20 protein-coding genes are annotated in these 21,765 nt (G+C 61.8%); 10 read left to right on the top strand and 10 right to left on the bottom strand.

What is annotated here, in order from left to right; translation table 11 throughout:
• Positions 1–4: 4 nt before the first annotated feature.
• Genes DDT56_RS11065 through DDT56_RS11050 form a run of 4 tightly spaced genes read right to left on the bottom strand, consistent with a single transcriptional unit; the run spans position 5 to position 3,308 of the window.
• Positions 5–676 (bottom strand): methionine ABC transporter permease, encoded by a 672-nt coding sequence (locus DDT56_RS11065; RefSeq protein WP_136166504.1) that lies wholly within the window; start codon positions 674–676, stop codon positions 5–7.
• On the bottom strand, positions 661–1,452 hold the full coding sequence (locus tag DDT56_RS11060) for a methionine ABC transporter ATP-binding protein (RefSeq protein ID WP_136166503.1): 792 nt from the start codon (positions 1,450–1,452) through the stop codon (positions 661–663). The genes DDT56_RS11065 and DDT56_RS11060 overlap by 16 nt, the downstream gene beginning before the upstream one ends.
• Positions 1,452–2,261 carry a MetQ/NlpA family ABC transporter substrate-binding protein gene (locus tag DDT56_RS11055; RefSeq protein WP_136166502.1) on the bottom strand — a complete coding sequence of 270 codons (810 nt, stop codon included), beginning with the start codon at positions 2,259–2,261 and terminating at the stop codon, positions 1,452–1,454. The genes DDT56_RS11060 and DDT56_RS11055 overlap by 1 nt, the downstream gene beginning before the upstream one ends.
• 15 nt (positions 2,262–2,276) lie before the next feature.
• Positions 2,277–3,308, bottom strand: coding sequence for an isopenicillin N synthase family dioxygenase (locus DDT56_RS11050; protein ID WP_136166501.1), 1,032 nt, complete (start codon positions 3,306–3,308; stop codon positions 2,277–2,279).
• A gap of 202 nt (positions 3,309–3,510) precedes the next feature.
• Between DDT56_RS11050 and DDT56_RS11045 the strand changes: the two genes are divergently transcribed.
• The 4 genes from DDT56_RS11045 (at position 3,511) to DDT56_RS11030 (ending at position 7,739) form a co-directional block, all read left to right on the top strand.
• Positions 3,511–3,825: a hypothetical protein gene (locus DDT56_RS11045; protein WP_136166500.1), complete on the top strand. Its 315-nt coding sequence runs from the start codon at positions 3,511–3,513 to the stop codon at positions 3,823–3,825.
• A 6-nt stretch (positions 3,826–3,831) separates the two neighbouring features.
• On the top strand, positions 3,832–4,899 hold the full coding sequence (gene metX / locus DDT56_RS11040; RefSeq protein ID WP_136166499.1) for a homoserine O-acetyltransferase MetX: 1,068 nt from the start codon (positions 3,832–3,834) through the stop codon (positions 4,897–4,899).
• Between the two features lie 278 nt (positions 4,900–5,177).
• Complete coding sequence (locus tag DDT56_RS11035) at positions 5,178–6,545, top strand: pyridoxal-phosphate dependent enzyme (protein WP_136166498.1); 1,368 nt, start codon at positions 5,178–5,180, stop codon at positions 6,543–6,545.
• A 33-nt stretch (positions 6,546–6,578) separates the two neighbouring features.
• Positions 6,579–7,739, top strand: a complete 1,161-nt coding sequence (locus tag DDT56_RS11030; protein WP_136166497.1) for a trans-sulfuration enzyme family protein — start codon at positions 6,579–6,581, stop codon at positions 7,737–7,739.
• A 221-nt stretch (positions 7,740–7,960) separates the two neighbouring features.
• Here DDT56_RS11030 and DDT56_RS11025 read toward each other — a convergent pair whose 3' ends face one another.
• Positions 7,961–9,049 (bottom strand): NADH:flavin oxidoreductase/NADH oxidase, encoded by a 1,089-nt coding sequence (locus DDT56_RS11025; protein ID WP_136166496.1) that lies wholly within the window; start codon positions 9,047–9,049, stop codon positions 7,961–7,963.
• Positions 9,050–9,140: 91 nt separating this feature from the next.
• On the opposite strand from DDT56_RS11025, the gene DDT56_RS11020 reads away from it, so the two are divergent.
• The 3 genes from DDT56_RS11020 (at position 9,141) to DDT56_RS11010 (ending at position 12,141) form a co-directional block, all read left to right on the top strand.
• Positions 9,141–9,449 (top strand): ArsR/SmtB family transcription factor, encoded by a 309-nt coding sequence (locus DDT56_RS11020; RefSeq protein ID WP_168197606.1) that lies wholly within the window; start codon positions 9,141–9,143, stop codon positions 9,447–9,449.
• A gap of 143 nt (positions 9,450–9,592) precedes the next feature.
• Positions 9,593–11,101, top strand: a complete 1,509-nt coding sequence (locus DDT56_RS11015; RefSeq protein WP_136166494.1) for an FGGY-family carbohydrate kinase — start codon at positions 9,593–9,595, stop codon at positions 11,099–11,101.
• Positions 11,098–12,141: a 2-hydroxyacid dehydrogenase gene (locus DDT56_RS11010; protein WP_136166493.1), complete on the top strand. Its 1,044-nt coding sequence runs from the start codon at positions 11,098–11,100 to the stop codon at positions 12,139–12,141. The genes DDT56_RS11015 and DDT56_RS11010 overlap by 4 nt, the downstream gene beginning before the upstream one ends.
• Positions 12,142–12,688: 547 nt before the next feature.
• Here the strand turns inward: DDT56_RS11010 and DDT56_RS11005 are convergent.
• Genes DDT56_RS11005 through DDT56_RS10985 form a run of 5 tightly spaced genes read right to left on the bottom strand, consistent with a single transcriptional unit; the run spans position 12,689 to position 18,192 of the window.
• A complete protein-coding gene (locus DDT56_RS11005; RefSeq protein WP_136166492.1) occupies positions 12,689–13,630 on the bottom strand; it encodes a carbohydrate kinase family protein in 942 nt (313 codons plus the stop codon).
• A gap of 40 nt (positions 13,631–13,670) precedes the next feature.
• Positions 13,671–14,654 carry an ABC transporter permease gene (locus tag DDT56_RS11000; protein WP_136166568.1) on the bottom strand — a complete coding sequence of 328 codons (984 nt, stop codon included), beginning with the start codon at positions 14,652–14,654 and terminating at the stop codon, positions 13,671–13,673.
• A gap of 11 nt (positions 14,655–14,665) precedes the next feature.
• Positions 14,666–15,658 (bottom strand): ABC transporter permease, encoded by a 993-nt coding sequence (locus tag DDT56_RS10995; RefSeq protein WP_136166491.1) that lies wholly within the window; start codon positions 15,656–15,658, stop codon positions 14,666–14,668.
• Positions 15,655–17,208, bottom strand: coding sequence for a sugar ABC transporter ATP-binding protein (locus DDT56_RS10990; protein WP_136166490.1), 1,554 nt, complete (start codon positions 17,206–17,208; stop codon positions 15,655–15,657). The genes DDT56_RS10995 and DDT56_RS10990 overlap by 4 nt, the downstream gene beginning before the upstream one ends.
• 3 nt (positions 17,209–17,211) lie before the next feature.
• Positions 17,212–18,192, bottom strand: a complete 981-nt coding sequence (locus DDT56_RS10985) for a sugar ABC transporter substrate-binding protein (RefSeq protein ID WP_136166489.1) — start codon at positions 18,190–18,192, stop codon at positions 17,212–17,214.
• Between the two features lie 254 nt (positions 18,193–18,446).
• On the opposite strand from DDT56_RS10985, the gene DDT56_RS10980 reads away from it, so the two are divergent.
• From DDT56_RS10980 to DDT56_RS10970, 3 genes are all read left to right on the top strand, one after another.
• Entirely contained in the window at positions 18,447–18,968 is a 522-nt protein-coding gene (locus DDT56_RS10980; protein ID WP_136166488.1) for a 1,2-dihydroxy-3-keto-5-methylthiopentene dioxygenase, read from the top strand.
• Between the two features lie 164 nt (positions 18,969–19,132).
• Complete coding sequence (locus tag DDT56_RS10975; RefSeq protein ID WP_136166487.1) at positions 19,133–19,597, top strand: YehS family protein; 465 nt, start codon at positions 19,133–19,135, stop codon at positions 19,595–19,597.
• Positions 19,598–19,765: 168 nt separating this feature from the next.
• Positions 19,766–21,748, top strand: coding sequence for a methyl-accepting chemotaxis protein (locus tag DDT56_RS10970; protein WP_136166486.1), 1,983 nt, complete (start codon positions 19,766–19,768; stop codon positions 21,746–21,748).
• Positions 21,749–21,765: the final 17 nt, after the last annotated feature.

Below are 21,765 nucleotides of genomic sequence, written 5' to 3'. Positions count from 1 at the left end.
CGGCTTAACGCCGATAGGCCAGCGAACGCACCAGGCGATCGCCCAGCGACTGCACCAGTTGCACCAGCGCCACCAGCACAATAACCGTGCCGGCCATTACCTGATCGTTAAAACGCTGGTAGCCGTAGCGGATCGCCAGATCCCCCAGGCCGCCGCCGCCAATCACCCCGGCCATGGACGAAAAGCCGATCAGCATCACCACCGTCAGGGTAATTCCCGCCAGAATGGCCGGCAGCGCCTCCGGCAACAGCACTTTGCCGACCACGTGCCAGGCGGTGCCGCCCATGGAGAGAATCGCCTCCACCCGGCCGCGATCCACCTCGTCCAGCGCGTTTTCCACCACCCGGGAAAAGAAGGGAAACGCGCCGATGGTAATGGGCACCACCGCCGCGGTACTGCCCAGCGTGGTTCCCACCACCAGGCGGGTAAACGGAATCAGGGCAATCAGCAGCACCACAAACGGCAATGAGCGGCCGACGTTGATTATCCCTCCCAGCACCCGGTTTACCCACGGCAGCGGCAGCACCCCGTCGGGACGGCTGATAAACAGCGTTACCCCCGCCGGCAAACCGATCAGCACCGTGAACAGCGCCGCCAGCCCCACCATATAGAGCGTTTCCAGCGTGGCGTTCAGCATCAGCGCGTAAAAATCCTCCCAGCTCAGGCGACTCTGCATAAGCGGCTATCCTCCACGCCGTGGCGCTGCAAAAAGGCCCGTTCGGCGTCATAATCCGGCAGCAGCGCCTTGCGCAGCCGCGAGTCGGGGTCGGTGAGCAGCGCGCGCAATGAACCGTTCTCCGCCACCTGCCCCTGTTCCAGCAGCGCCGCGTGATCGCAAATGGCCTTGACCACCGCCAGCTCATGGGTGATCAGTACGATGGTCAACCCCAACTGACGATTGATATCCGCCAGCAGCGCCAGCACCGACTCGGTGGTTTCCGGGTCGAGCGCGCTGGTGGCTTCGTCGCACAGCAGGTAATGCGGGCGCGCGGCCAGCGCCCGCGCGATGCCGACCCGCTGTTTCTGCCCGCCGGAAAGTTGCGACGGATAGGCCAGCGCTTTGTCGCTCAGCCCCACCAGTTCCAGCAGTTCAGCTACCCTGGCCGCCCGTTCCCTGCGGGCGGCGCCGGCGATTTCCAGCGGCACCGCCACGTTATCCCGCACGTTGCGGGCGTGCAGCAGATTGAAATGCTGAAAGATCATCCCGCTGCGCTGGCGATGCCGGCGCAGCTCCTGCTGCGTCAACGTGGTAATGTCCCGCCCGTCCATCAGAATCCGCCCCGAGGTGGGCCGTTCCAGCAGGTTAAGGCAGCGAATCAGGGTGCTTTTCCCCGCCCCGCTGCGCCCCAGAATGCCGTAGATCGACCCATCGGGAATGGTCAGCGACACGTTCTCCAGCGCGGGCCGGGCGTTATCGGAGTAACGTTTTCCCAATCGCTCAATCACGATCATTATTGCTGTCCCGCCACCGGGATCACCGATCCCTGGTAACGCTGGTTGATAAACTCGGCTATCTGGTCGGACTCCAGATCCTTCGCCAGCTGTTTGATGCGCGGATCGTTTTGCAGCGCCGGCGTCGTCGCCAGAATATTGGCGTACGGGTTATTGTCGGCGCTTTCCAGGCCGAGCGCGTCTTTCGCCGGCACCAGCCCGGCTTCCAGCGCATAGTTGCCGTTGATCACCGCCAGGTCGACGTCATCCAGCGAACGGGGAATTTGCGGCGATTCAATTTCAATAATTTTCAGATTCCTGGGATTTTCGGCGATATCCTGCGGCGTGGCCTGATCTTTTGACGGGTCGTTATAGCCGCTCTTCAGTTTGATCAGCCCCTGGCTTTGCAGCAGATAGAGCGCGCGGCTGAGATTGGTGACGTTATTCGGCACCGCCACGCTGGCGTTGTTAGGCGTCTCGTTCAGGCTTTTATGTTTTCTGGAGTAGATCCCCAGCGGTTCGATATGTACCGTCGCCGCGACGACAAACGTCTTGCCGAGCGCTTTTTCCTGATCGCGCAGGTAAGGCACGTGCTGGAAGTAGTTGGCGTCGATATCGCCATGCGCCAGCAGTTCGTTGGCATTGATGCCGCTGGTCAGCTCCACCACTTTCAGCTTCAGCGACGGGGCGATTTTCTGCGCCTGCGCCAGAATTTCGGCATGAGGCACCGCATCGGCCGCCACCCGCAGCGCGTCGGCGGCCTGCGCCGTAAACGCCAGACCTGCGGACAACGCCATCCCTGTCAAAGAGAAAATGACATGCTTTTTCATGCTGAGCTTCCTTCTTTAGGTTGTTATGGTGTCTTTGGCTGCTAAAACATCCGCGTAATAACGCGCGGCGACATCAGGGTGGGAACGCAACCGTCCCTTGAGATAATTCCAGCCTACGTCGCGCAGCAAGGGATTGTGCGGATCGCTGGCCGGCCCCAGCGCCTTGGCGGCAAGGTGGTCTGGTAAGCGGTAGATCGGCACCACGGCATCGAGCTGGGCGCCGAGGAAAAAGGCGATGGAGAGGCGTTCCCGGCCCGGCGGCGGCGAAACCACCCGATGCACCGTCGCCCGCAGATAGCCGTTGGTCGCCAGTTCCAGCAGCTCGCCGATATTGACGACAAAAGAGCCGGCCAGCGGCAGCGCGTCGATCCAGCGTCCGGGCTCTATTTCCACCTGAAGCCCCTGCTGGTTATCCTGCAATAAAAAGCTCAGAAAACCGGAATCCTTATGGGAACCGACGCCCTGCCGGCTGCCGTCGTTCGGCTGCGCGGGATAGCGGATCAGCTTGATATGTTCATTGGGTTTTTCACCGTACAGCGTATCAAACGCGGTGACCGGCAACTCCAGCGCTTCGGCGAACGCCCGCAGCAGGCGCAGCGACATGCGCGTCATCTCCTGCTGCCATTGCAGCAGCGTGGTTTTCAGTTCGGGAAGCGCCGCTGGCCACAGATTGGGGCCTTGCAGCCGCCGCCAGGCGGGGTCGTTCGCCAGCAGCGACAGCGCGGGACGTTCCGCGCCGATATCAAACTGCTCGCGCCAGTCCGGCTGGCTGCGCGTCAATTCCGAGCCGGCGCGGTTATAGCCGCGAAAATGGGGGGAATGAATCATGGCCACGCGCTGTTTCTCTTCGTCCGGCAGGGCGAAAAATTCCCTCGCCAGCTGCTGTACCCGCTGTTGCAGCGCGTCGCTGATGCCATGATGGGCCAGATAGAAAAAACCGACGTCCCGGGCGGCGCGGTTCAGTTTCGCCAGGAAAGCGGCCCGATGTTCGGCGTTGCCGTCAAGCTGCGATAGGTCGAGTATGGGTAAGGATGTGATGGTGCTCATAGCGGACTCCCGTAATTACGCCGTAAAAAACGTCTGAATAGCTGTCGGAGTCGCTGCAACAACGGTAACAAGACATATGAATCCCTCTGCGAATCAGACCGGCAACGGAACGCACGGTCATAGTTTTCCGGCCATCGCAGCGCCGATAGGCGTTTGCGCTGAGGCTCTCAGATATTAATCCCCATTTTCCCCAAGGGGTAAAATGCAAATAGTGGAAAAGCTCATTCATATAATCGCTATGGCGATCGCCGATTATTTATCCGTCTATCAAGATATGCCGAAAACGGCAAAGAATAGCGTTTTTACGCAGTTAACAACCCTATTTGATTGTGATTTTCTGGCAGCCAGGCTTCTCTACCGGACGGAGAAAGTAATGTCATCATTAACGTTGGAAACAACGCATTTATACGCCGGGCGGGACCTTGATCCCCCCGCCGGACGGCGCATTTCGGTCGGCGTTGCGCATATTGACGGTCGCCAGGCGGATATCGAACATGCGCTTCGGGCAAGTGAGTGACGCCCCATGTCCGCGCCGCGCTATTATCATCATGACGCGCCCTTTACGCTGGAGAACGGTACAACGCTCCCGCGTATCGATATCGCCTATCACACCTATGGCGCGCTTAATCGGCAGCGATCCAACGTCGTCTGGATATGTCATGCGCTGACCGCGAATTCGGACGTTTCAAGCTGGTGGCCGGAGCTGGTCGGCCGCGGAAAGCTGTTCGATCCCGAGCGCTATTTTATCGTCTGCGCCAATGTGCTGGGTTCGCCGTATGGCTCCACCGGCCCGCAAAGCCCGGATCCGCACAGTGGAAAACCCTATCTGCTGGAGTTCCCGTTAATCACCGTCAGGGATATGGTGGCGGCGCACCGTCTGCTCGCCGGGCATCTGGGCATCGAACGGATTTTTTTGCTCACCGGCGGCTCCATGGGCGGACAACAGGCGCTGGAGTGGGCGATACAACAGCCCGAGCGGATTCAGCACGCGGCGATACTGGCGGCCAACGCGGCCAGTTCTCCCTGGGGACTGGCGTTTAATGAAAGCCAGCGGCTGGCGCTGTCCGCCGACGGCACCTTCGACGGCGTCAACCCGCACGGCGGCAAACAGGGGCTGATGGCCGCCCGCAGCATCGCCCTGCTCTCTTATCGCAACTTCCATACCTACCAGCACACCCAGGCAGAGCAGGATTGCCACAAATTCAGCCAGTTTCTGGCCGCGTCTTACCAGCGCTATCAGGCCGAAAAATTTATCCGCCGCTTTGATGCCTACAGCTATTGGTGCCTGATCAACGCGCTGGACAGCCATAATATCGGCCGAAATAAAAAGAGCGCCCAGGCGGAACTGGAAAAGATCAAAGCCAGAACGCTGGTGGTCTCCATTACCTCCGACCTGCTGTTCCCCCCGCCTGAGCAACGCTATCTGGCGCAACATATCGCCGATGCGCATTATATGGAAATGGATTCACTCTACGGGCACGATGGCTTCCTGGTTGAAACCGCAAAACTGGCAACGATAATCGGTTCATTTCTGCACCACGCGCCTATCGCGCAACTGAGCGCCGACCGCCGCCTGCCCGCCGGACATTAACCCGCGCGCGTTAAGCCGACATTCTCCCTGCGTCAGACAACGTTCGCCCCCGTTACCAGGCTGACTTCCCCCCGCCGGGTTTGCCTGCGCAGGGCGGTTTCCTTTTTTCCGTCGCCGGAAGTATATACGTCCGAACTGCTGCGCGCCCATACATCCGCACGGCTAAACAGGATTTTATATTACATATATGCATATTCATTGGTGATTTATTTCGTTCATCCGGTTTCACGGCGGATCTAATATGGTGCATCATCTTTCCCCGATCAGGACGGAAAACCATGGCGATCCCCTCTTCCGTGCTCGACTTTATCGGCCAGACGCCGTTGCTTGAGCTGACCCATTTCGACGCCGGCCCCTGTCGGCTGTTTGTAAAACTGGAAAATCAGAATCCCGGCGGGTCGATCAAAGACCGCGTCGCCTTATCGATGATTGAACATGCGGAACGGCAGGGATGGCTGCGGCCGGGAGGCACCATTATTGAGGCCACCGCCGGCAATACCGGCCTGGGACTGGCGCTGGTGGCCGCGCTGAAAGGCTATCGGCTGGTGCTGGTGGTGCCGGATAAAATGAGCCGGGAAAAGATTTTTCATCTGCGGGCGCTGGGAACCGAAGTGCTGCTGACGCGCTCCGACGTCGCCAAAGGGCACCCGGATTACTATCAGGATTACGCCCGCCGCCTGGCGACGGAAATTCCCGGCGCCTATTACATCGACCAGTTCAACAACCCGGCCAACCCGGAGGCGCACTACCGCTCCACCGGCCCGGAACTGTGGCGGCAGTTGGATCATCAGATTGACGCGGTGGTGGTGGGCGTCGGCTCCGGCGGCACGCTGGGCGGCCTCAGCCGCTACTTTGCGCAGGTGTCGCCGCATACCGAATTCGTGCTGGCCGACCCGGAAGGCTCAATCCTCACCGACTACCTGCGCCACGGCAAGGTGGGCGAGGCCGGAAGCTGGCGGGTGGAAGGCATCGGCGAAGACTTTATCCCCGAGCTGGCCGATTTCAGCCAGGTCAAACAGGCTTACGCCATCAGCGATGCCGAATCCTTTACGACGGCGCGGGAATTGCTGCGTAAAGAGGGCGTTCTGGCCGGCTCGTCGAGCGGTACGCTGCTGGCCGCCGCCCTGCGCTATTGCCGCGCCCAGACGGAGCCGAAGCGGGTGGTCACCCTGGTGTGCGACAGCGGCAACAAATATCTCTCCAAAATGTTCAACGATTACTGGATGGTGGAACAAGGATTGATCAAACGTCCGCCGCACGGCGATCTGCGCGACCTGATCACCTACCGGCACGACGAGGGCGCCACGGTGTCGGTGGCCCCCGACGATACGCTGGCGGTGGTCCATGCCCGCATGCGCCTGTATGACATCTCTCAGCTTCCTGTGCTGGAAAACGACCGGGTGGTGGGCATCATCGATGAGTGGGACCTGCTCAACAGCCTGAAAAAAAATGCGCAGCACTTCTCGCTTACCGCCCGCGAAGCGATGACCGATCGGCTAAAAACCCTGCGTAAGGAGGCGTCGCACGATGAGCTGCTGGCGACCTTCGATCAGGGACATGTCGCCATCATTCTGGATGGCGAACGCTTTCTGGGGCTGATTACCCGCACGGATGTGCTGAATCACTGGCGGCAGACGCTGCGCTGATCCCCCATTTTCTGACATAACAAGGAATATGCCATGAGCCGTTTTGATACCCAGACCGTCCACGCCGGCTATACCCCCGACGGCACCGGCGCGGTGATGCCCGCCATTTACGCCACCTCCACCTTTGCCCAACGCGCGCCGGGGGAACACGCCGGCTATGAGTATTCCCGCAGCGGCAATCCGACCCGCGGCGCGCTGGAAGCCGCCATCGCCGAACTGGAGGGCGGCACGCGGGGATTCGCTTTCGCCTCCGGGCTGGCGGCCAGCTCGACGATCCTCGAACTGCTCGATCACGGCAGCCATGTGGTGGCGGTGGACGACCTTTACGGCGGCACCTGGCGGCTGCTGGAAAACGTGCGCAAACGCACCGCCGGGCTACAGGTCACCTACGTCGACCCCGCCGATACCCAGGCGCTGGAGCGCGCCATCACCCCGCAGACCCGTCTGATCTGGGTCGAGACCCCGACCAATCCGCTGCTCAAGCTGGCGGATCTGGCGGCGATAGCCGCCATCGCCCAAAAACACCGGCTTATCAGCGTGGCGGATAACACCTTCGCCTCCCCCGCCCTGCAACGACCGCTGGATCTGGGATTCGATATCGTGATCCATTCCGCCACCAAATACCTTAACGGTCATTCGGACGTGATCGCCGGGCTGGCCGTGGTGGGCGATAACCCTGAACTGGCGACCCAGCTCGCCTATCTGCAAAACGCCGTGGGCGGCATCCTCGATCCGTTCAGCAGCTTCCTTACCTTAAGGGGAATTCGTACGCTGGCGTTGCGTATTGCGCGTCACAGTGAAAGCGCGCTGGCCATCGCCCGCTGGCTGGAACAGCAGCCGCAGGTGAAACAGGTCTACTATCCGGGGCTGCCCAGCCACCCGCAGTACGGGCTGGCGCAGCGGCAGATGTCCGCCGCGGGCGGCATGATCTCGGTGCGTTTGCAGGGCGACGAGGGCTACGCCCGCGCGGTTATCCAGAAAACCCGGCTGTTTACGCTGGCGGAAAGTCTGGGAGGCGTGGAAAGCCTGATCAGCCAACCCTTTGCCATGACGCACGCCTCGGTGCCGCTGGAAAAACGGTTGCAAAAAGGGATAACGCCGCAGCTATTGCGCCTCTCCGTCGGCATCGAAAACCCGCAGGATCTGATCGACGATCTGCAGCAGGCGCTGAATACGCAGGAAAACAATCTGTAGAGACAAAAAGATGGCGGATGACGGCGATAACGCCGTCATCCTCAGAGCATTGACAAAGTAGCCATTGGTAATAGCGACTCCAAATCCGTCATTCCTTTAGGTCCCCGCTTTTGCGAGGAGGAATCTTTTTTATATCAACGCACTAGCCGACAGTAGATCCCCGCCTGCGCGGGGATGACTCTGCCGGAGCGGGGTTGTCAGCAATCTCAGGATGGCGGGGATTAATACCTTTCCAGCCAGTGGGCATAAGGGGCGGGCAAGGTCCAGGAAGGACGCTCAATGCCCAGTTCCTTCGCCGCGAAGTAGCTCCAGTGCGGATTAGCCAGATGCGCCTTGCCGACCATCACCAAATCCAGCTGTTCGGCGGCGACGGCCTGCTGCGCAAGGTCGGGGGTGCCGAAGCCCCAGGCGGACGACACGGGAATATCCGCCTGCTGACGAACCTGCCGGGCTATCGGCCCCAGAAACGCCGGCGCCCAGGGAATATTTGCCTCCGGCGTCGAGAAACCGATACTGACGCTGAGCATGTCCAGCCCCGCTTGTTTAAAGCGGCGCGTCAGCTCAATCGACTCCTGTAGCGTCTCCTCATCGCGCCCGTCAAACTCAATCACGCCAAAGCGGGCGGTCAAGGGTAAGCGCTCCGGCCACACCTCGCGCACCGCCGCCAGCGTTTCCAGCACAAAACGGCTGCGGTTATCGAAACTGCCGCCGTAGCGATCGCCGCGCTGGTTGGAATGCGCGGAGAAGAAACTCTGCCCCAGATAGCCGTGGGCGAAGTGCAGCTCCAGCCACTCAAAGCCCGCCTCTCTCGCCCGCCGCGCCGCCGCCACAAAATCATGGCGCACGCGGTCGATATCTTGCTGCGTCATTTCCCGCGGCTTTCTGGGCAGATTGGCGCCGTAGGGGATGGCGGACGGGGCGATGGTCTGCCAGCCGCGCGGGTCGCCCTCGGCGATATGGTCGTCCCCTTCCCACGGAATATTGGCGCTGGCCTTACGCCCGGCGTGGGCGATTTGAATGCCCGGCACCGACCCGGCAGCCTTAATCGCCTTGACCACCGGAACGAACGCCTGCGCCAGCTCATCATTCCAGATACCGGCGCAGCGCGGGGTAATGCGCCCTTCCGGCGCCACCGCGGTGGCCTCGACGATCACCAGTCCCGCGCCGCCGCGCGCCAGCGATGCGTAATGCACCTGATGCCAGTCGTTGATCAGGCCGTCATTGGCGGAATACATGCACATGGGCGGCACGGCGATACGGTTGCGCAGCGTGACATCTTTCAGTTTAAAGGGTTGAAATAGTGCTGACATGGGCGTTTCCTATATGGGTTAGGGGATAGTTCTATATTTCGATATTATTCGAATAATAGATTTTAAACAACCCGCCCGCTATAATTCGCCCATGAGAGCATTCAAACACCCCACAGCCGATGAATTTGTCCTTGAGCGCGTACTGTACGCCTTGAGCGATCCGGTACGCATGGAGATTGTCCGCCGCCTGGCCCGCATGGGCGAAGCCACCTGCGGCGATCTCGACGGCGGCCGCCCGAAATCCAGCGTCTCCCACCATTTCCGGGTATTGCGTGATTCGGGCCTGATCCACACCACCAATATCGGCACCACCCATATCAACCGCCTACGCCACGGCGAAATGCAAAGCCGCTTTCCGGGATTGCTGGATACCATTTTGGCGCAGCGGATCGAGGTGTAGCCCGGCGGCAGTTGCAGAGTGAACGGTAGACGTATGACGCGCATATTTCACAAATCAGAAATTGCTTTGCCAATATAGGAATATAGAGCCGCCGGATTTTCCATTACCCTGATTTCGCCCGCAATACAGAAGGTGAGTGACGGATGGATTACTACATTGGCATTGATATCGGCACCTCGAAAGTTAAATCAGTGCTGTTTGACGGCGAGTTTAATGAACACCAGATCGCCTCCGCCGCCAACGTCACCGAGACGCCCCATCCAGGTTATGCGGAACAGGATATGGACGGCCTGTGGCAAGGGGTGTTGTCGACATTAACCACCCTGGCGCGCTCCCCCCTGCTGCGGCGGGGACGGTTAAAAGCCATCGGGCTGACGGGTCAGGGAGAAGGCGTATGGCTGAGCGATCGCCGGGGAGAACCCATCCGCCGCGCCATACTGTGGAGCGATACCCGCGCGGCGCAGCGGGTGGCGCAGTTAAAACAGGATCCGGCGCTTGAAGCCGCGCTGTTCGCCGCCACCGGCTCCCCGCTGCTGCCGTGCAACAGCAGCCTGATCCTCCACTGGCTGGCGCGGCATCAACCCCAGTCGCTGCACGCGGCGGACTACTTTTTCTTTGCCAAAGACTGGGTGCGCTTTCGCCTGACCGGCAGGGCCAACCTTGAATTAACCGATGCCGGCACCTCGCTGCTGGACCTGCGCCATGAAACCCTGTCGGACGCGGTGCTGGATGCGCTGGATCTGCGCCCGTTCCGCCGCCTGTTTCCCCCGCTGCTGCAACCGCAGGAGACGGCCGGCGCGCTGGAGGAAGATATCGCCGCGCTGACCGGCCTGCCGCCAGGCACCCCGGTGTGCGCCGGCGCGCTGGACGTCTCCGCCGCCGCGCTGGGTATCGGCGCGGTTCATGACGGGGATATTTTCACTATCCTCGGCACCACCTGCTGCACCGGGATTGTCTGCCGCGGTCTGGCGCGCGTCAGCCCCAAAACGCGCTTTGTCGCCCATGCCTGGCCGGGCCACTACCTCAATCTGTTCGCCATGCAGTCCGGCACGCCGAACATTGACTGGGCGCTGGCGCAGTTGGCGGAGACCACCGACTTCGACGAGCTCGGCAAACGCATCGCCCGCATTGCGCCGGGCAGCGACGGCGTGTTTTATCAGCCTTACCTGAACGGCGAACGGGCGCCCTTCTACAGCCAGTACGCCCGGGCGGGCTTCTTCGGCATCGGCCAGCACACCACCAACGATCACCTGTTGCGCGCGGTGTTCGAAGGGCTGGCCTACGCCATCAAGGACTCGCTGACCGATTACCCTGACGGCGGCGATCTCTATATCGCCGGCGGCGGCGCGGCCTCCCCCTGGTGGCTGCAAATCATCGCCGACTGCACCGGGCGCAAGGCGATCGCCAGCCCGGTGAAAGAGCTCAGCGCCCGCGGGGCGGCGGTGCTGGCGGCGCTCGCCGTGGGCGAAAAAATCGTTCCCTCGGATCTGGCGGGCGATGCAGGGCGGCAGGCGTTTACCCCCGATCCCCGCGCCCATCGCCGTTACCAGACGCTGTTCCCCATCTTTCGCCAGCTGCGCGACCAGTTACAGCCCCTGTGGCTGGCCCGCGAACAGGCGCTAAACACGCTTTCAGAAGAGCCGCTATTATGAAAATCATTTTTACCGCCGAGTATGACGGCAGCCTCGATCGGTTTCGTCGGCTGGGCGATCTGGTCCTGGACGGCTGGGCCGTCGGCAAACCCAAACTGAGCGAAGCGGCGCTGATTGCGCTGGCGCAGGACGCGGAGATTATCATCACCAGCTATGACGACATCACCGCCAAGGTGATTGCCGCCTGCCCGCGCCTGCGGCTTATCGCCTGTACCCGCGCCAATCCGGTGAATATCGACGTCGCCGCGGCGCGGGATCGCGCGATTCCGGTGATCTATACGCCGGGGCGCAATGCCGATGCCGCCGCGGAACTGACGCTGGCGCTGATGCTCAACGTCGCGCGCCATATTCCGCAGGCGCACGCGGCCTTGAAGCGCGGCGAATTCACCCGCGACGATCGGCAAAGCCACGCCGCACAAACCCGCGCCGCGCAGCCCGGTCTGCGGCAGGACGTGGTCTGGGACGTCACCAAAGAGAGCCCGTACGAGGTGTTTAAAGGCAGCGAACTGCGCAACAAGGCGCTGGGCATCGTCGGCTACGGCAGCATCGGCAAACGGGTGGGCAGGCTGGCGCGGGCGTTCGGCATGCAGTTGCTGATCGCCGATCCCTACGTCGCGGCGGAGGAAATTGACGAACCCGGCGTACGCAAAACCACGCTGGAAGCGCTGTTCGCCGAAGCGGATTTCGTCAGCCTGCACCTGAACAGCACCCCGCAGACCAGGGGCCTGGTTAACGCCGCGCTGCTCAATCGCATGCGGCCGCACGCCTACCTGATCAACACCTCGCGCGCGGCGGTGGTGCGCGAAGAGGATCTGATCGCCGCCCTGCGCGGCAAACGGCTGGCCGGCGCCGCGCTGGACGTCTACGACAGCGAGCCACTGTGGCGGCATCATCCGTTTATCACCGAATTCGACAACGTGGTGATCACCCCGCATATCGCCGGCGCCACGCGGGAAACCCTGAGCAAACACACCGCGATGATCGCCGCCGAGCTGGAGCGTTTCGTCGGCGGCGAGCCGCTGTTGTATGTGTGGAAGTAGGCGGAGCGTTGACCCCCACCCGGCCTCCCCCTTGTCAGGGGGAGGAGCTAATCGCTCCCTCCCCTGCGACTGTCTCTTATACACAAATCCAGGGAACCTTTAGAGGCCATGTGTATTCTGGTCTTGGGGTCATTCTTTGTTCTTTGTTCTTTGTTCTTTGCTTTTCGTCGGCGTAAGAAATCACGCTGAGGTGGACGACCCCGCGAATGCGCCGCAGGGAAGCGGCGCAAGCCAGTGCCGCGTCGGGAACGCGTCACTGGCGGTTCGGGAAAGGGGGCGACCGCCGAAGGCATCGCGTCAGCGACGTGATTTCAGCCACAAGCCCGGGTCCGGAGGGTGGTGGCGCTTGAACCACCCTGCGTCGGGCGCGTGCTGCGACATAGCAGAGAAATGACGGCCTTCTAGCGCACGAAATAGCGCTGAACTCACATATACCGTTAACAGTATATGTGACTAAGAGACAGCCCTTGCCAGGGGGAGGAGCTAATCGCTCCCTCCCCTGCGAAGGGGAGGGTCAGGATGGAGTATTCACATTAATTTCACCAGGTTACAACGTCTCCGCCTGCGCCATAAACCGCAGGGTCTCCTCCCAGTCCACCACGCCGGCGTCGGAGCCGAGGCCGGTGGCCACCAGGCCGGAAACCGCCGACCCGAGACGGCAGGCGCGCTCAAGATCCCAGCCGCGCGCCAGCCCGGCGATAAAACCGCCGCAGTAGCTGTCGCCGCAGCCGGTGGTATCCACCACCGGGACCCGATAGGCGGGAATATGCAGCGAAAAATCCTGCCCGAAGACGTAGGAACCATCGGCGCCGGCTTTAAAAATGCATACCCCCACGCCCCGATCGAGAAAGAACGCCGCGCTGTCGGCCAGCTTCTCCCGCCCCGACAAAAACGTCGCTTCCTGGCGCGACGGCATAAAATAGTCGACATCGGGCAGCAGCGGCGCCAGCAGCGACAGGGTGCCGCCGTCCGGGGCGATCAGGTCCAGACTGGTGGTCACCCCGCGCGCTTTGGCATGGCGCAGCAAGCGGGCGCTCTGCCCCTGATCCATCCTGGCCAGCAGCCCGGTGCCGCCGTGGTGCAGAAAGCGCGTATTGCATACCGCGTCAAAATCCTGCTCGGCGATAAACAGCCGGTCGGAGGCGCCGCGATAATGCAGCGCCGAACGCTCGCCGTCCGGGCGGATCGCCAGAATGGTGGCGGAGGTCTCCGCCTCGCGGGTGCGCTGCACCAGCGAGCAATCAATCCCCAGCCGCTGATAGACGCCGAGAATAAAGTCGGCTTTTTCATCCTCCCCCAGACAGGCGGCGGTGGCGGTGCGGATCCCCAGCTTGGCGGCGTTCATCGCCGCGCCGCTGGCCGTACCCGCCGGATTCAGGCGGATCTGATCGATAAACTCCACCCCGCCGCCGGGCGGGAGGGCGCTGACCGGGCGACCGGCGATATCCAGAATGGTTAACCCGACAAAAACCGCATCAAACTGACTCACTTCGACTCCTTTTATCATCTCAAGCCCTGCCCGTCTTCGTTTACCGGCGCTGCCGCAGGCGCCCCTGCAAAAACGACAGCGCCAGCGCCACCACCAGAATAATGCCGGCCAGGGCGTCTTTTACCATAAAATTCAATCCCATCAGGTTCAGTCCGTTGGCGATCATGCCGAGGAACAGCACGCCGATCAGCGTACCCGGCACGTTCGGCCGCCCGTGCGCGTGAAACGCGGTGCCGATAAACACCGCCGCGATGGCGTCCATCAGGTACGCCTGCCCCGCCAGCGGAGTAAACTGCCGCAGATTGGCGGAGAGGATCACCCCGCCGACGGCGCAGGTCATTGAAGAGACAATCAGCAGCCAGAACAGCGTGCGCCGCACGTTGACGCCGGCGATCAGCGCCGCCGGCGCATTCAGCCCGATGGCGTGGATGCGCTTACCGGCGATGGTGCGCTCAAAAAACAGGTAGTAGATTACCAGCAGCGCCAGCCCGATAAGGATCGGCAGCGGTATCCCCCACAGGTCGCCCACCGCCAGCTGGTGATATTCCGGCGCCATGCGCCGGTAGGCGATCGGGCCGCCGCCGTCGGTATAGATACGCTCGACGCTGCTGCCGATAAACCAGGTGCCCAGCGTGGCCAGAAAGGGTTTTATGCGGCAATAAATAATCAGCCCGGCATTCAGCAGCCCTACCAGCGCGCCGCCCGCCAACGCCGCCAGCACCGCCGCCTGCCACGGCAGCTGATAGACCTTGAGCGCCACCAGCGCGAACGCGGCGCCGAAGTCCAGCGCTACCCCCACCGACAGGTCGATGCCGCCCGCGGTGACCACCAGCGTCATCGCCAGCGCCACGATCAACAGCACCGCGCTCCCCTGCAACAGGTTGCCCCAGTTGCCGAAAGTCAGAAATACCGGGCTGCTGAGCGCGAAGAACAGCAAAAACGCCAGCAGGATAAGCAAAAAGCCGTAGCGGACAAACAGCGTCAGCAGCGGATTGTCCCGCCGGAGCAAGTCCGGGGAAGGCATAACGCTCTGCTTCACGATGCGCGCCTCCGCCGCTGTAGCGAGGCCGCGCCCAGCACCAGCAAAATCAATGCGCCCTTGATGGCGCCGACCCAAAAGATATCCACCCGCAGCAGCGCCAGCCCGTTTGACAGCGCATTGACCAGCAGCGCCCCCAGCAGCGCGCCCCAGATGGTCACCACCCGGCGGCGGGAAAACGAGGCGCCGATAAAGGTCGCCAGCACCATCTCCAGCAGCAGCGGCTCCGCGGTGCCGGGCGAGCTGCCGGAACCCTGCGCCAGCAGCGTCAACGAGGCCAACGCCGCCGCCAGCGCCGCCAGCAGATAGGAACCGGTCACCAGCGCGCGCACGGAAAGTCCGGACATCTGCGCCGTTTCCGTATTGCCGCCGGCCACCTGCAAATGCTGCCCCCAGCGGCTGTGGTGAACAATAAACTGAAACAGGACGAAAACCAGCAGCATAAACCACACCGCCAGCGGCAGCCCCTGCAGGCTGTTATCGCGAAACGCCACGATAGCCGGATCGCCGACGCTGATGCGCCGCTGCCGGGTAAGCAGATTGGTCAATCCGGTGAGCGCCACGGAACAGGCCAGGGTCGCCAGCAGCGGCGGCAGACGCACCAGCACCACCAGCAGCGCATTCAGCCCGCCCGCCAGCAGCGCGGCGCAAAGCGCCGACAGCGTCAGCCACAGGTAGCCGTCGCCGCCGTTGGTCAGGCCGTGACTGACGATCGCCACCGCCAGCACCGCAATGGCCGGCAGCGACAGATCGATGCCGCCCGCCACCACGTCGTCGCCGCCGCCGGCGATGACGCACACCAGGCCGAAGCACAGTATCGCCAGCGGCGCCGTCTGGCGCAGAATAATGGCGATATTCTGCCAGGAGAGAAAATAGGGCGCCTGCAGGCACAGAAACAGCAGCAGCGCGGCGAATAACAGCAGCGGAATTTTATCGAGCAGCGCCGACGGCCGCCAGCCGGCCGGCACCAGAGCGGCAAGAGGTATCATATTGCTTCCTTTTCCGTTTCCGCGCCGCCGCTGGTCAGCGCCAGCAGCGCGTCGACGGAGAGTCGTTCGGTCGCCACATCGGCAATCAGTTCGCCGCGCCACATCACCAGAACGCGATCGCACAGCCCCAGCAGTTCGCCGGCGTCGCTGGAGGAGACGATCACGCTGCGCCCCTGATCCGCCAGTTGGCGAGTCAGCTGGTAGATTTCCGCCTTGGCGCCGATATCCACGCCCAGCGTCGGCTCGTCCAGGATAAACAGCGTGCTGGCGGTACTCAGCCAGCGGGCCAGAATCACTTTCTGCTGATTGCCGCCGCTCAGATAGCGCACCGGCAGGCCGACCTCGCGCGGACGGATATCCAGCTTATCGGCCAGCTGGCGCGCCCGCTGGTTGGCCCTGGCGCGCCGCAGCCAGCCGTGGCTCGCCACCGCGGGCAGCGAGGAGAGATTGATATTGTCCGCCACCGACCAGGGCAAAAGCAGTCCCTGATGGCGACGGTCGCGCGGCACCAGCGCCATTCCCAGCGCAGTGGCCCGCACCGGGGAGCGGATGCGGCGCGCCACGCCGTCAATTTCGATACGTCCGCCGCGCGCCGGGGTTAAGCCATACAGCGTGTCGATAAGCGCCTCGCGCCCCGATCCCAGCAGGCCGGCGATGCCGACAATCTCGCCCCGCGCCAGCGAAAAGCCGAGCGGGCGGAAATGCCGCCCGTCGGTCAGCCTATCCACGCGCAAAAAAGGAGGCTCGGATGCGGCGACGCGACGCGGCGCGGCGAACAGGCTGTTAATATCGCGCCCCACCATCAGCTGGATCATGCCGTCGATATGCCGTGCCGCCTCCCCCTGCAGCGTGTCGACCTTGCGGCCGTTGCGCAGCACCGTGACACGGTCACAAATCTCTGCTATCTCATTGAGATAATGGGAAATATAGATAATGGCGATGCCGCGCTGCTTTAGCGCCAGAATGGTTTGCAGCAGCAGGCCGGCCTCGCGCGCCTCCAGCGGCGCCGTCGGTTCGTCAAACACCACCAGCCGGGCGTTGCCGTCGATCAGCGCCCGCGCTATCTGCACCAGCTTGCGTTCCGCCAGGCTCAAATCGCCGATCAGGCGGTTGGCGTCCATCGGCAGTTGCAGCGTTTGCTGAAAGAAACGCTCGGTTTCCCGGCGCATCCGCCGTCGATCCAGACCCAGCCAGCGATGGCGGCGCTCCTGACCGATAAACACCGATTCGGCGACGGTAAAGTGCGGGATCAAATGGAGTTCCTGATGGATAACCCGTACGCCGTGGGCGTGAACGGCGGCGGGCGTGACCGGGTTAATCAACCGGCCGTCGAAGCGGATCGCGCCGCTGTCCGGGGCGTATACCCCGGCGAGAATTTTAATCAGCGTGGACTTTCCCGCCCCGTTTTCGCCGATCAGGCCGAGGATTTCCCCCGGCCGGGCGTGCAGCGAAACATCGTCGAGCGCGGTAACGCCGGCAAAGCGCTTGCCAATCCGCGTCATCGCCAGCCCCGGCGACGCCGGGTCCGCCGCCTGTTGATGCGCCGTCATGGGTTACTTCAGCTCGCCGTAACCGAGTTGCTTATAGGCCGCTTTGGCCTCCGCTTCCCCCTTCACCGGCAGCACCGGCACAAAGGTTTGCGGCAGCAGGGCTTCGCCGGCAAAGTGGCGGGCCACGTTTTTCGCCGCCAGGGTGCCGATCAGACGCGGCTGCTGCGCGACGTTGGCGACAAACGGACTCTCTTTTTCCGCCATGATTTCCAGCGTTTCCGGACCGGCGTCAATCGCCGTCACTTTCACGTCCTTGTCGCGCCCGGTCTCTTCCAGCGCCTGCACCACGCCGATGGCCGGCTGGTCCCAGCACGCCACGTGAATCGCATCCAGCGTGCCCTTCGGATGCTGGCTCAGCAGCTCAAGGGTTTTCTTGCGCGCGTCTTCCGGCGAGTTGGAGTATTGCTCCGCCAGCTCCGGCTGAATGATTTTGATGTCAGGATAGTCCTGCAATACATATTTCCACAGGTCGTAGCGGATGCCGCAGATGCGCAGCGAGTTGGAGAAGGCGTTGAACACCGCGACATTGCCCTTGCCGCCCAGCACGTCCGCCGTGTAACGCCCGATGGTGGAGCCGATGGCATAGTTGTCGGAGGTGGTGTTGTTGATGGAATACGGCGAAACGTGGTCGACGGTAAATACCGGGATGCCCGCGTCGCGCAGCGCCTTGAACTTGGGCTCCACCGCGCTGTCCCCCAGAATGCTGACCACCGCGTCCACCTTGCGCGACAGCAGAATATCGTGGTTATTGGCGTGCACCTGATTGTCGCGCCCGCCGTCCACGCCCACCACGCTGCCCCCCAGTTTTTCTATCTCTTCGGTCGCGCCCTTGTACGCCTCGCGATCCCAGAAATGTTGCGTTCCCACCACGGCGACGCCGATGGTTTTTCCCTTGAGCGAAAGCGATTCATCCGCGGCCTGAGCGTTGCTGGCCAGGCCGATCAGCAATGCCAGCAGACCTATACGACGAAAATGAGCGGTCATGGTTTTTTATCCTAATTTTTATACAGTTAGTCGCGATAAGGGATGCTAACAGTAGAAAAATTTAAATCTAAATAACAAAAATGATAATAGCTATTAACTAATCGGAAATAGCGTTAACCGCTGGTTAAAAATATTAACACACCCGGCTTTTGGCTATAAAAACACTGGAATAAGATATAAATAAAGCGTCTTGTTTTTTATCCATAGAAAGATAATGGTTAACGGACTAGCGATGAATACCCGAGGTGAAGACCATGACCACTCTGTCCATTTTCCAGCGTCCGCAAATCGCCCAACCGGTGCGACAGCTCTCCCGCTTCGACGATATCGCCGCGCTGCTTGCCGGCGCCGGCATTCAACTGGAGCACTGGCCCGTCGACGGCATCAGCCACGAAGCCAGCAGCGAAGCGCTGCTCGCCCACTTCCATGACGAGATTGAACGGCTCAAGCAGCAGGAAGGCTATACCTCATCTGATGTGATCAGACTGACGCCGGATCACCCGCAGCGTCAGGAACTGCGCGAAAAGTTCCTCCAGGAGCACACCCACAGCGAAGATGAAGTGCGCTTTTTCGTTTATGGCAGCGGCACCTTTTTTGTGCCGATTAACGACAACGTGTTCCGGCTCACCTGCGAGGCGGGGGATCTGCTGCGCGTGCCGGCCAATACGCCGCACTGGTTCGACAGCGGCGAATCCCCGGATTTCGTCGCCATCCGCATCTTTACCAACCCCGCGGGCTGGGTAGGCCATTTTACCGGCGGAGAGACCTTCCACTGATCGGCGGGCCGCGCCGGGCGTAAAGGCCGAAACCGCCCGCCGCGGCTCGGCCTGATGGCCTGCGGGCGCGCCGCCGCGTCTGCCGGGCATCCTTTCGCGCATCGCTTTATCCTCCCCTGCGTTTTATACTACCCGCCATTGATAAGCGGCGAGAAAATCCGGTAATGATAAATAACGATGTACTACGTAGCCTGCGCTACATGTTGAATTTGAATAACCAGCAGTTGATTGAGATCCTGGCGCTGATGGATACCCGCATCACCCCGCAGCAGATAGCCGGCTTTATCAAAAAGGAAGAGGAGGAAGGCTATCAGCCCTGCCCGGATATCCTGATGGGTACATTCCTTGACGGCCTGATTATCCGCCAACGCGGCAAAGACGACAGCCGCCCGGCGCCCAAAGTGGAGCGCAGAATCACCAACAACATTATCCTGAAAAAACTGCGCGTGGCGTTTTCCCTGAAAACCACCGATATTCAGGAGATCCTGCAGTCCCAGGATTTCCGCCTGTCGCAGCCGGAGCTGACCGCCATGTTGCGCGCGCCGGAACACAAAAATTACCGCGCCTGCGGCGATCAGGTGCTGCGCTATTTCCTCAAGGGATTGACCGCGCGTCTGCGCAAAAGCTGACTCCCGACGGTGCGGACATCAGCGCGTTGACAAGTTCCCAAAAACAGTACTAAACGCGGCGCGGCTAAACGTGACCAGTAGCTCATACTGCGCCCGCCTCAGGGATTAGACTGTTTTTATTCAATGATTCGCTTTGTGCATGATTCAATTGAAGAGAGGGAACTACCTATGGGAATTTTGTCGTCTTTCCGTGCAGGAGCAACGATTTTCGGTCATCAATCGCCCGCGAGCGGCGTCTTTGACTGTGAAGCCTTACCCGCCTCGCCGAGCAGCCTCGGCCTTTCCGCCAAAGCGGGGATTCTACTGGCCTTTGTCCCCCCCGAGGCGGATTTCCCCGCCGTCAGCCAGACCTGGCAGCGTTTCGCCAATGCCGACCTGACGGTGCTTACGCTCTCTTCAACCGGCGCTCTGTGCAACATCCCGAAAGGCTCCGCCTATTGCGATATGGCTGGCAGCCAGGGCAGTTGGCTATGGCTGCCGCAAACGCTGATATCCCGCCACGAAACGCACGTTATTGATTTGCACGTACGGGAAAAAATGACCGCCGGCCAGCGGGTGGCGGCCATTCGTCAGGAGCTGGAGCGGATCAACGTCGCCATGCCGCTTTCCGCCGACCGCACCTTCGCCATGATCTACTGCGACGGACTCTCCGCCGCCGAAGGCTTTCTGATGCAGGCGTGGTACGCCAGCGGCCGCTTCCCCTGCATGGCCATCGGCGGCTCGGCCGGGGGAAAACTCGACTTTAGCGCCACCTATATCGGCAACCATAACGGGGTATTGCAAGGCAAGGCGGTACTGGTGTTTTGCCAGATGGCGCCGGGGAAATCCTTTGCCCCGTTCAAAAGCCAGAACTTTGAACCCACCGCGCAGAGCTGGCTGGTGGCCGAAGCCGATCCGGTCGCCCGCACCGTCACCTCGGTATTCGACGCCAACGGACGCCCCCAGTCGATTATCACCGCCCTGTCCGACCATCTGCGCTGCAAACCGGATCAGATCGGCAAACACCTGGAGGGAAAAACCTTCGGGGTAAAGGTGGATGATGAGTATTTCATTCGTTCGGTGGCCGCCATTCGGGCGGACAGCATCGCTTTCTTCTGCGATCTGGAGTTCGGCGACCGCCTGTATCTGTTGCAGGCGACGGATTTCGTCGCCGCCACCCGAGAGGACTGGCGGCGGTTTCTGGCGGGGAAAGGCAAGCCCAGCGGGCTGCTGCTCAACGACTGCGTACTGCGCAGAATGAATAACGCCGCCAGCCTGGGGCAGGCCAGCTTCTTTGACGACGTGCCGGCGGCCGGTTTTTCCAGCTTTGGCGAAATTTTCGGCGTCCCCATCAACCAGACGTTATCCGCGCTGGCGTTCTTCGACCATGACGTCAAGGCGATGACCCATTTCCCCATCGAATACGCCGCCTATGCGGGACACTATGCCCAGCGGGCGCTGCGCCGCTGGGAGGCGATGCACGCCATCCAGTCCGGGGTGATCGAGCGGGTGGTGGCCTACCAGGAAGAGCTCAACCCGCTGCTGACCGCCCTGCCGCAGCTTGAGCGCGCCACCTCGCGCCAGAGCGAAACCCTGGACGTGGCGGAGTCCAGCATTCGCGCCATCAGCGAAGCCGCCACCCAGACCCGCAGCGCGCAGGATAATCTGGAGCATGAGCTTAACCAGCTGGAACAGATTTCCCTCGGCATTACCCAGATCACCGTCGGCATCAGCGGCATCGCCGATCAGACCAACCTGCTGGCGCTCAACGCCGCCGTGGAAGCGGCGCGGGCCGGCGAGGCGGGACGCGGCTTCGCCGTGGTGGCGGACGAAGTACGCCGCCTGGCCCGCTCGTCGAAGGATCAGGCGGACGCCACACGCAACAATATCCGCTCCGCCGTCGAGACCATTGAACGCATCCGCAGCGTTGCCGCGCAAACGGTCGGCACCACCCAGGAGATGGCCGACCAGAGCATCTCCGCCGCCGATCAGATAGCCGCCATGAGCACGGAAACCAGCCAGGAGCGCCGTAATCTGACCACCAACATGGGGCGGATGAAAGAGGCCGCCAAAGGCATGGACGCCATGCACGAGGCGGTGGAACAGTTGACCGCCCTGCAACGGCTGACGTCGTCCGAGCGCGGGAAAGCCATCAGGGAAACATTCGTCTGACAGACCCCTTATTGCGC

Origin of the sequence: Brenneria corticis (genome assembly GCF_003115855.1) — a bacterium.
Taxonomy (GTDB): Bacteria; Pseudomonadota; Gammaproteobacteria; order Enterobacterales; family Enterobacteriaceae; genus Brenneria; species Brenneria corticis.
Note: the sequence above shows the minus strand (reverse complement) of the source record. Positions and strands in the feature narration are given on the sequence as shown.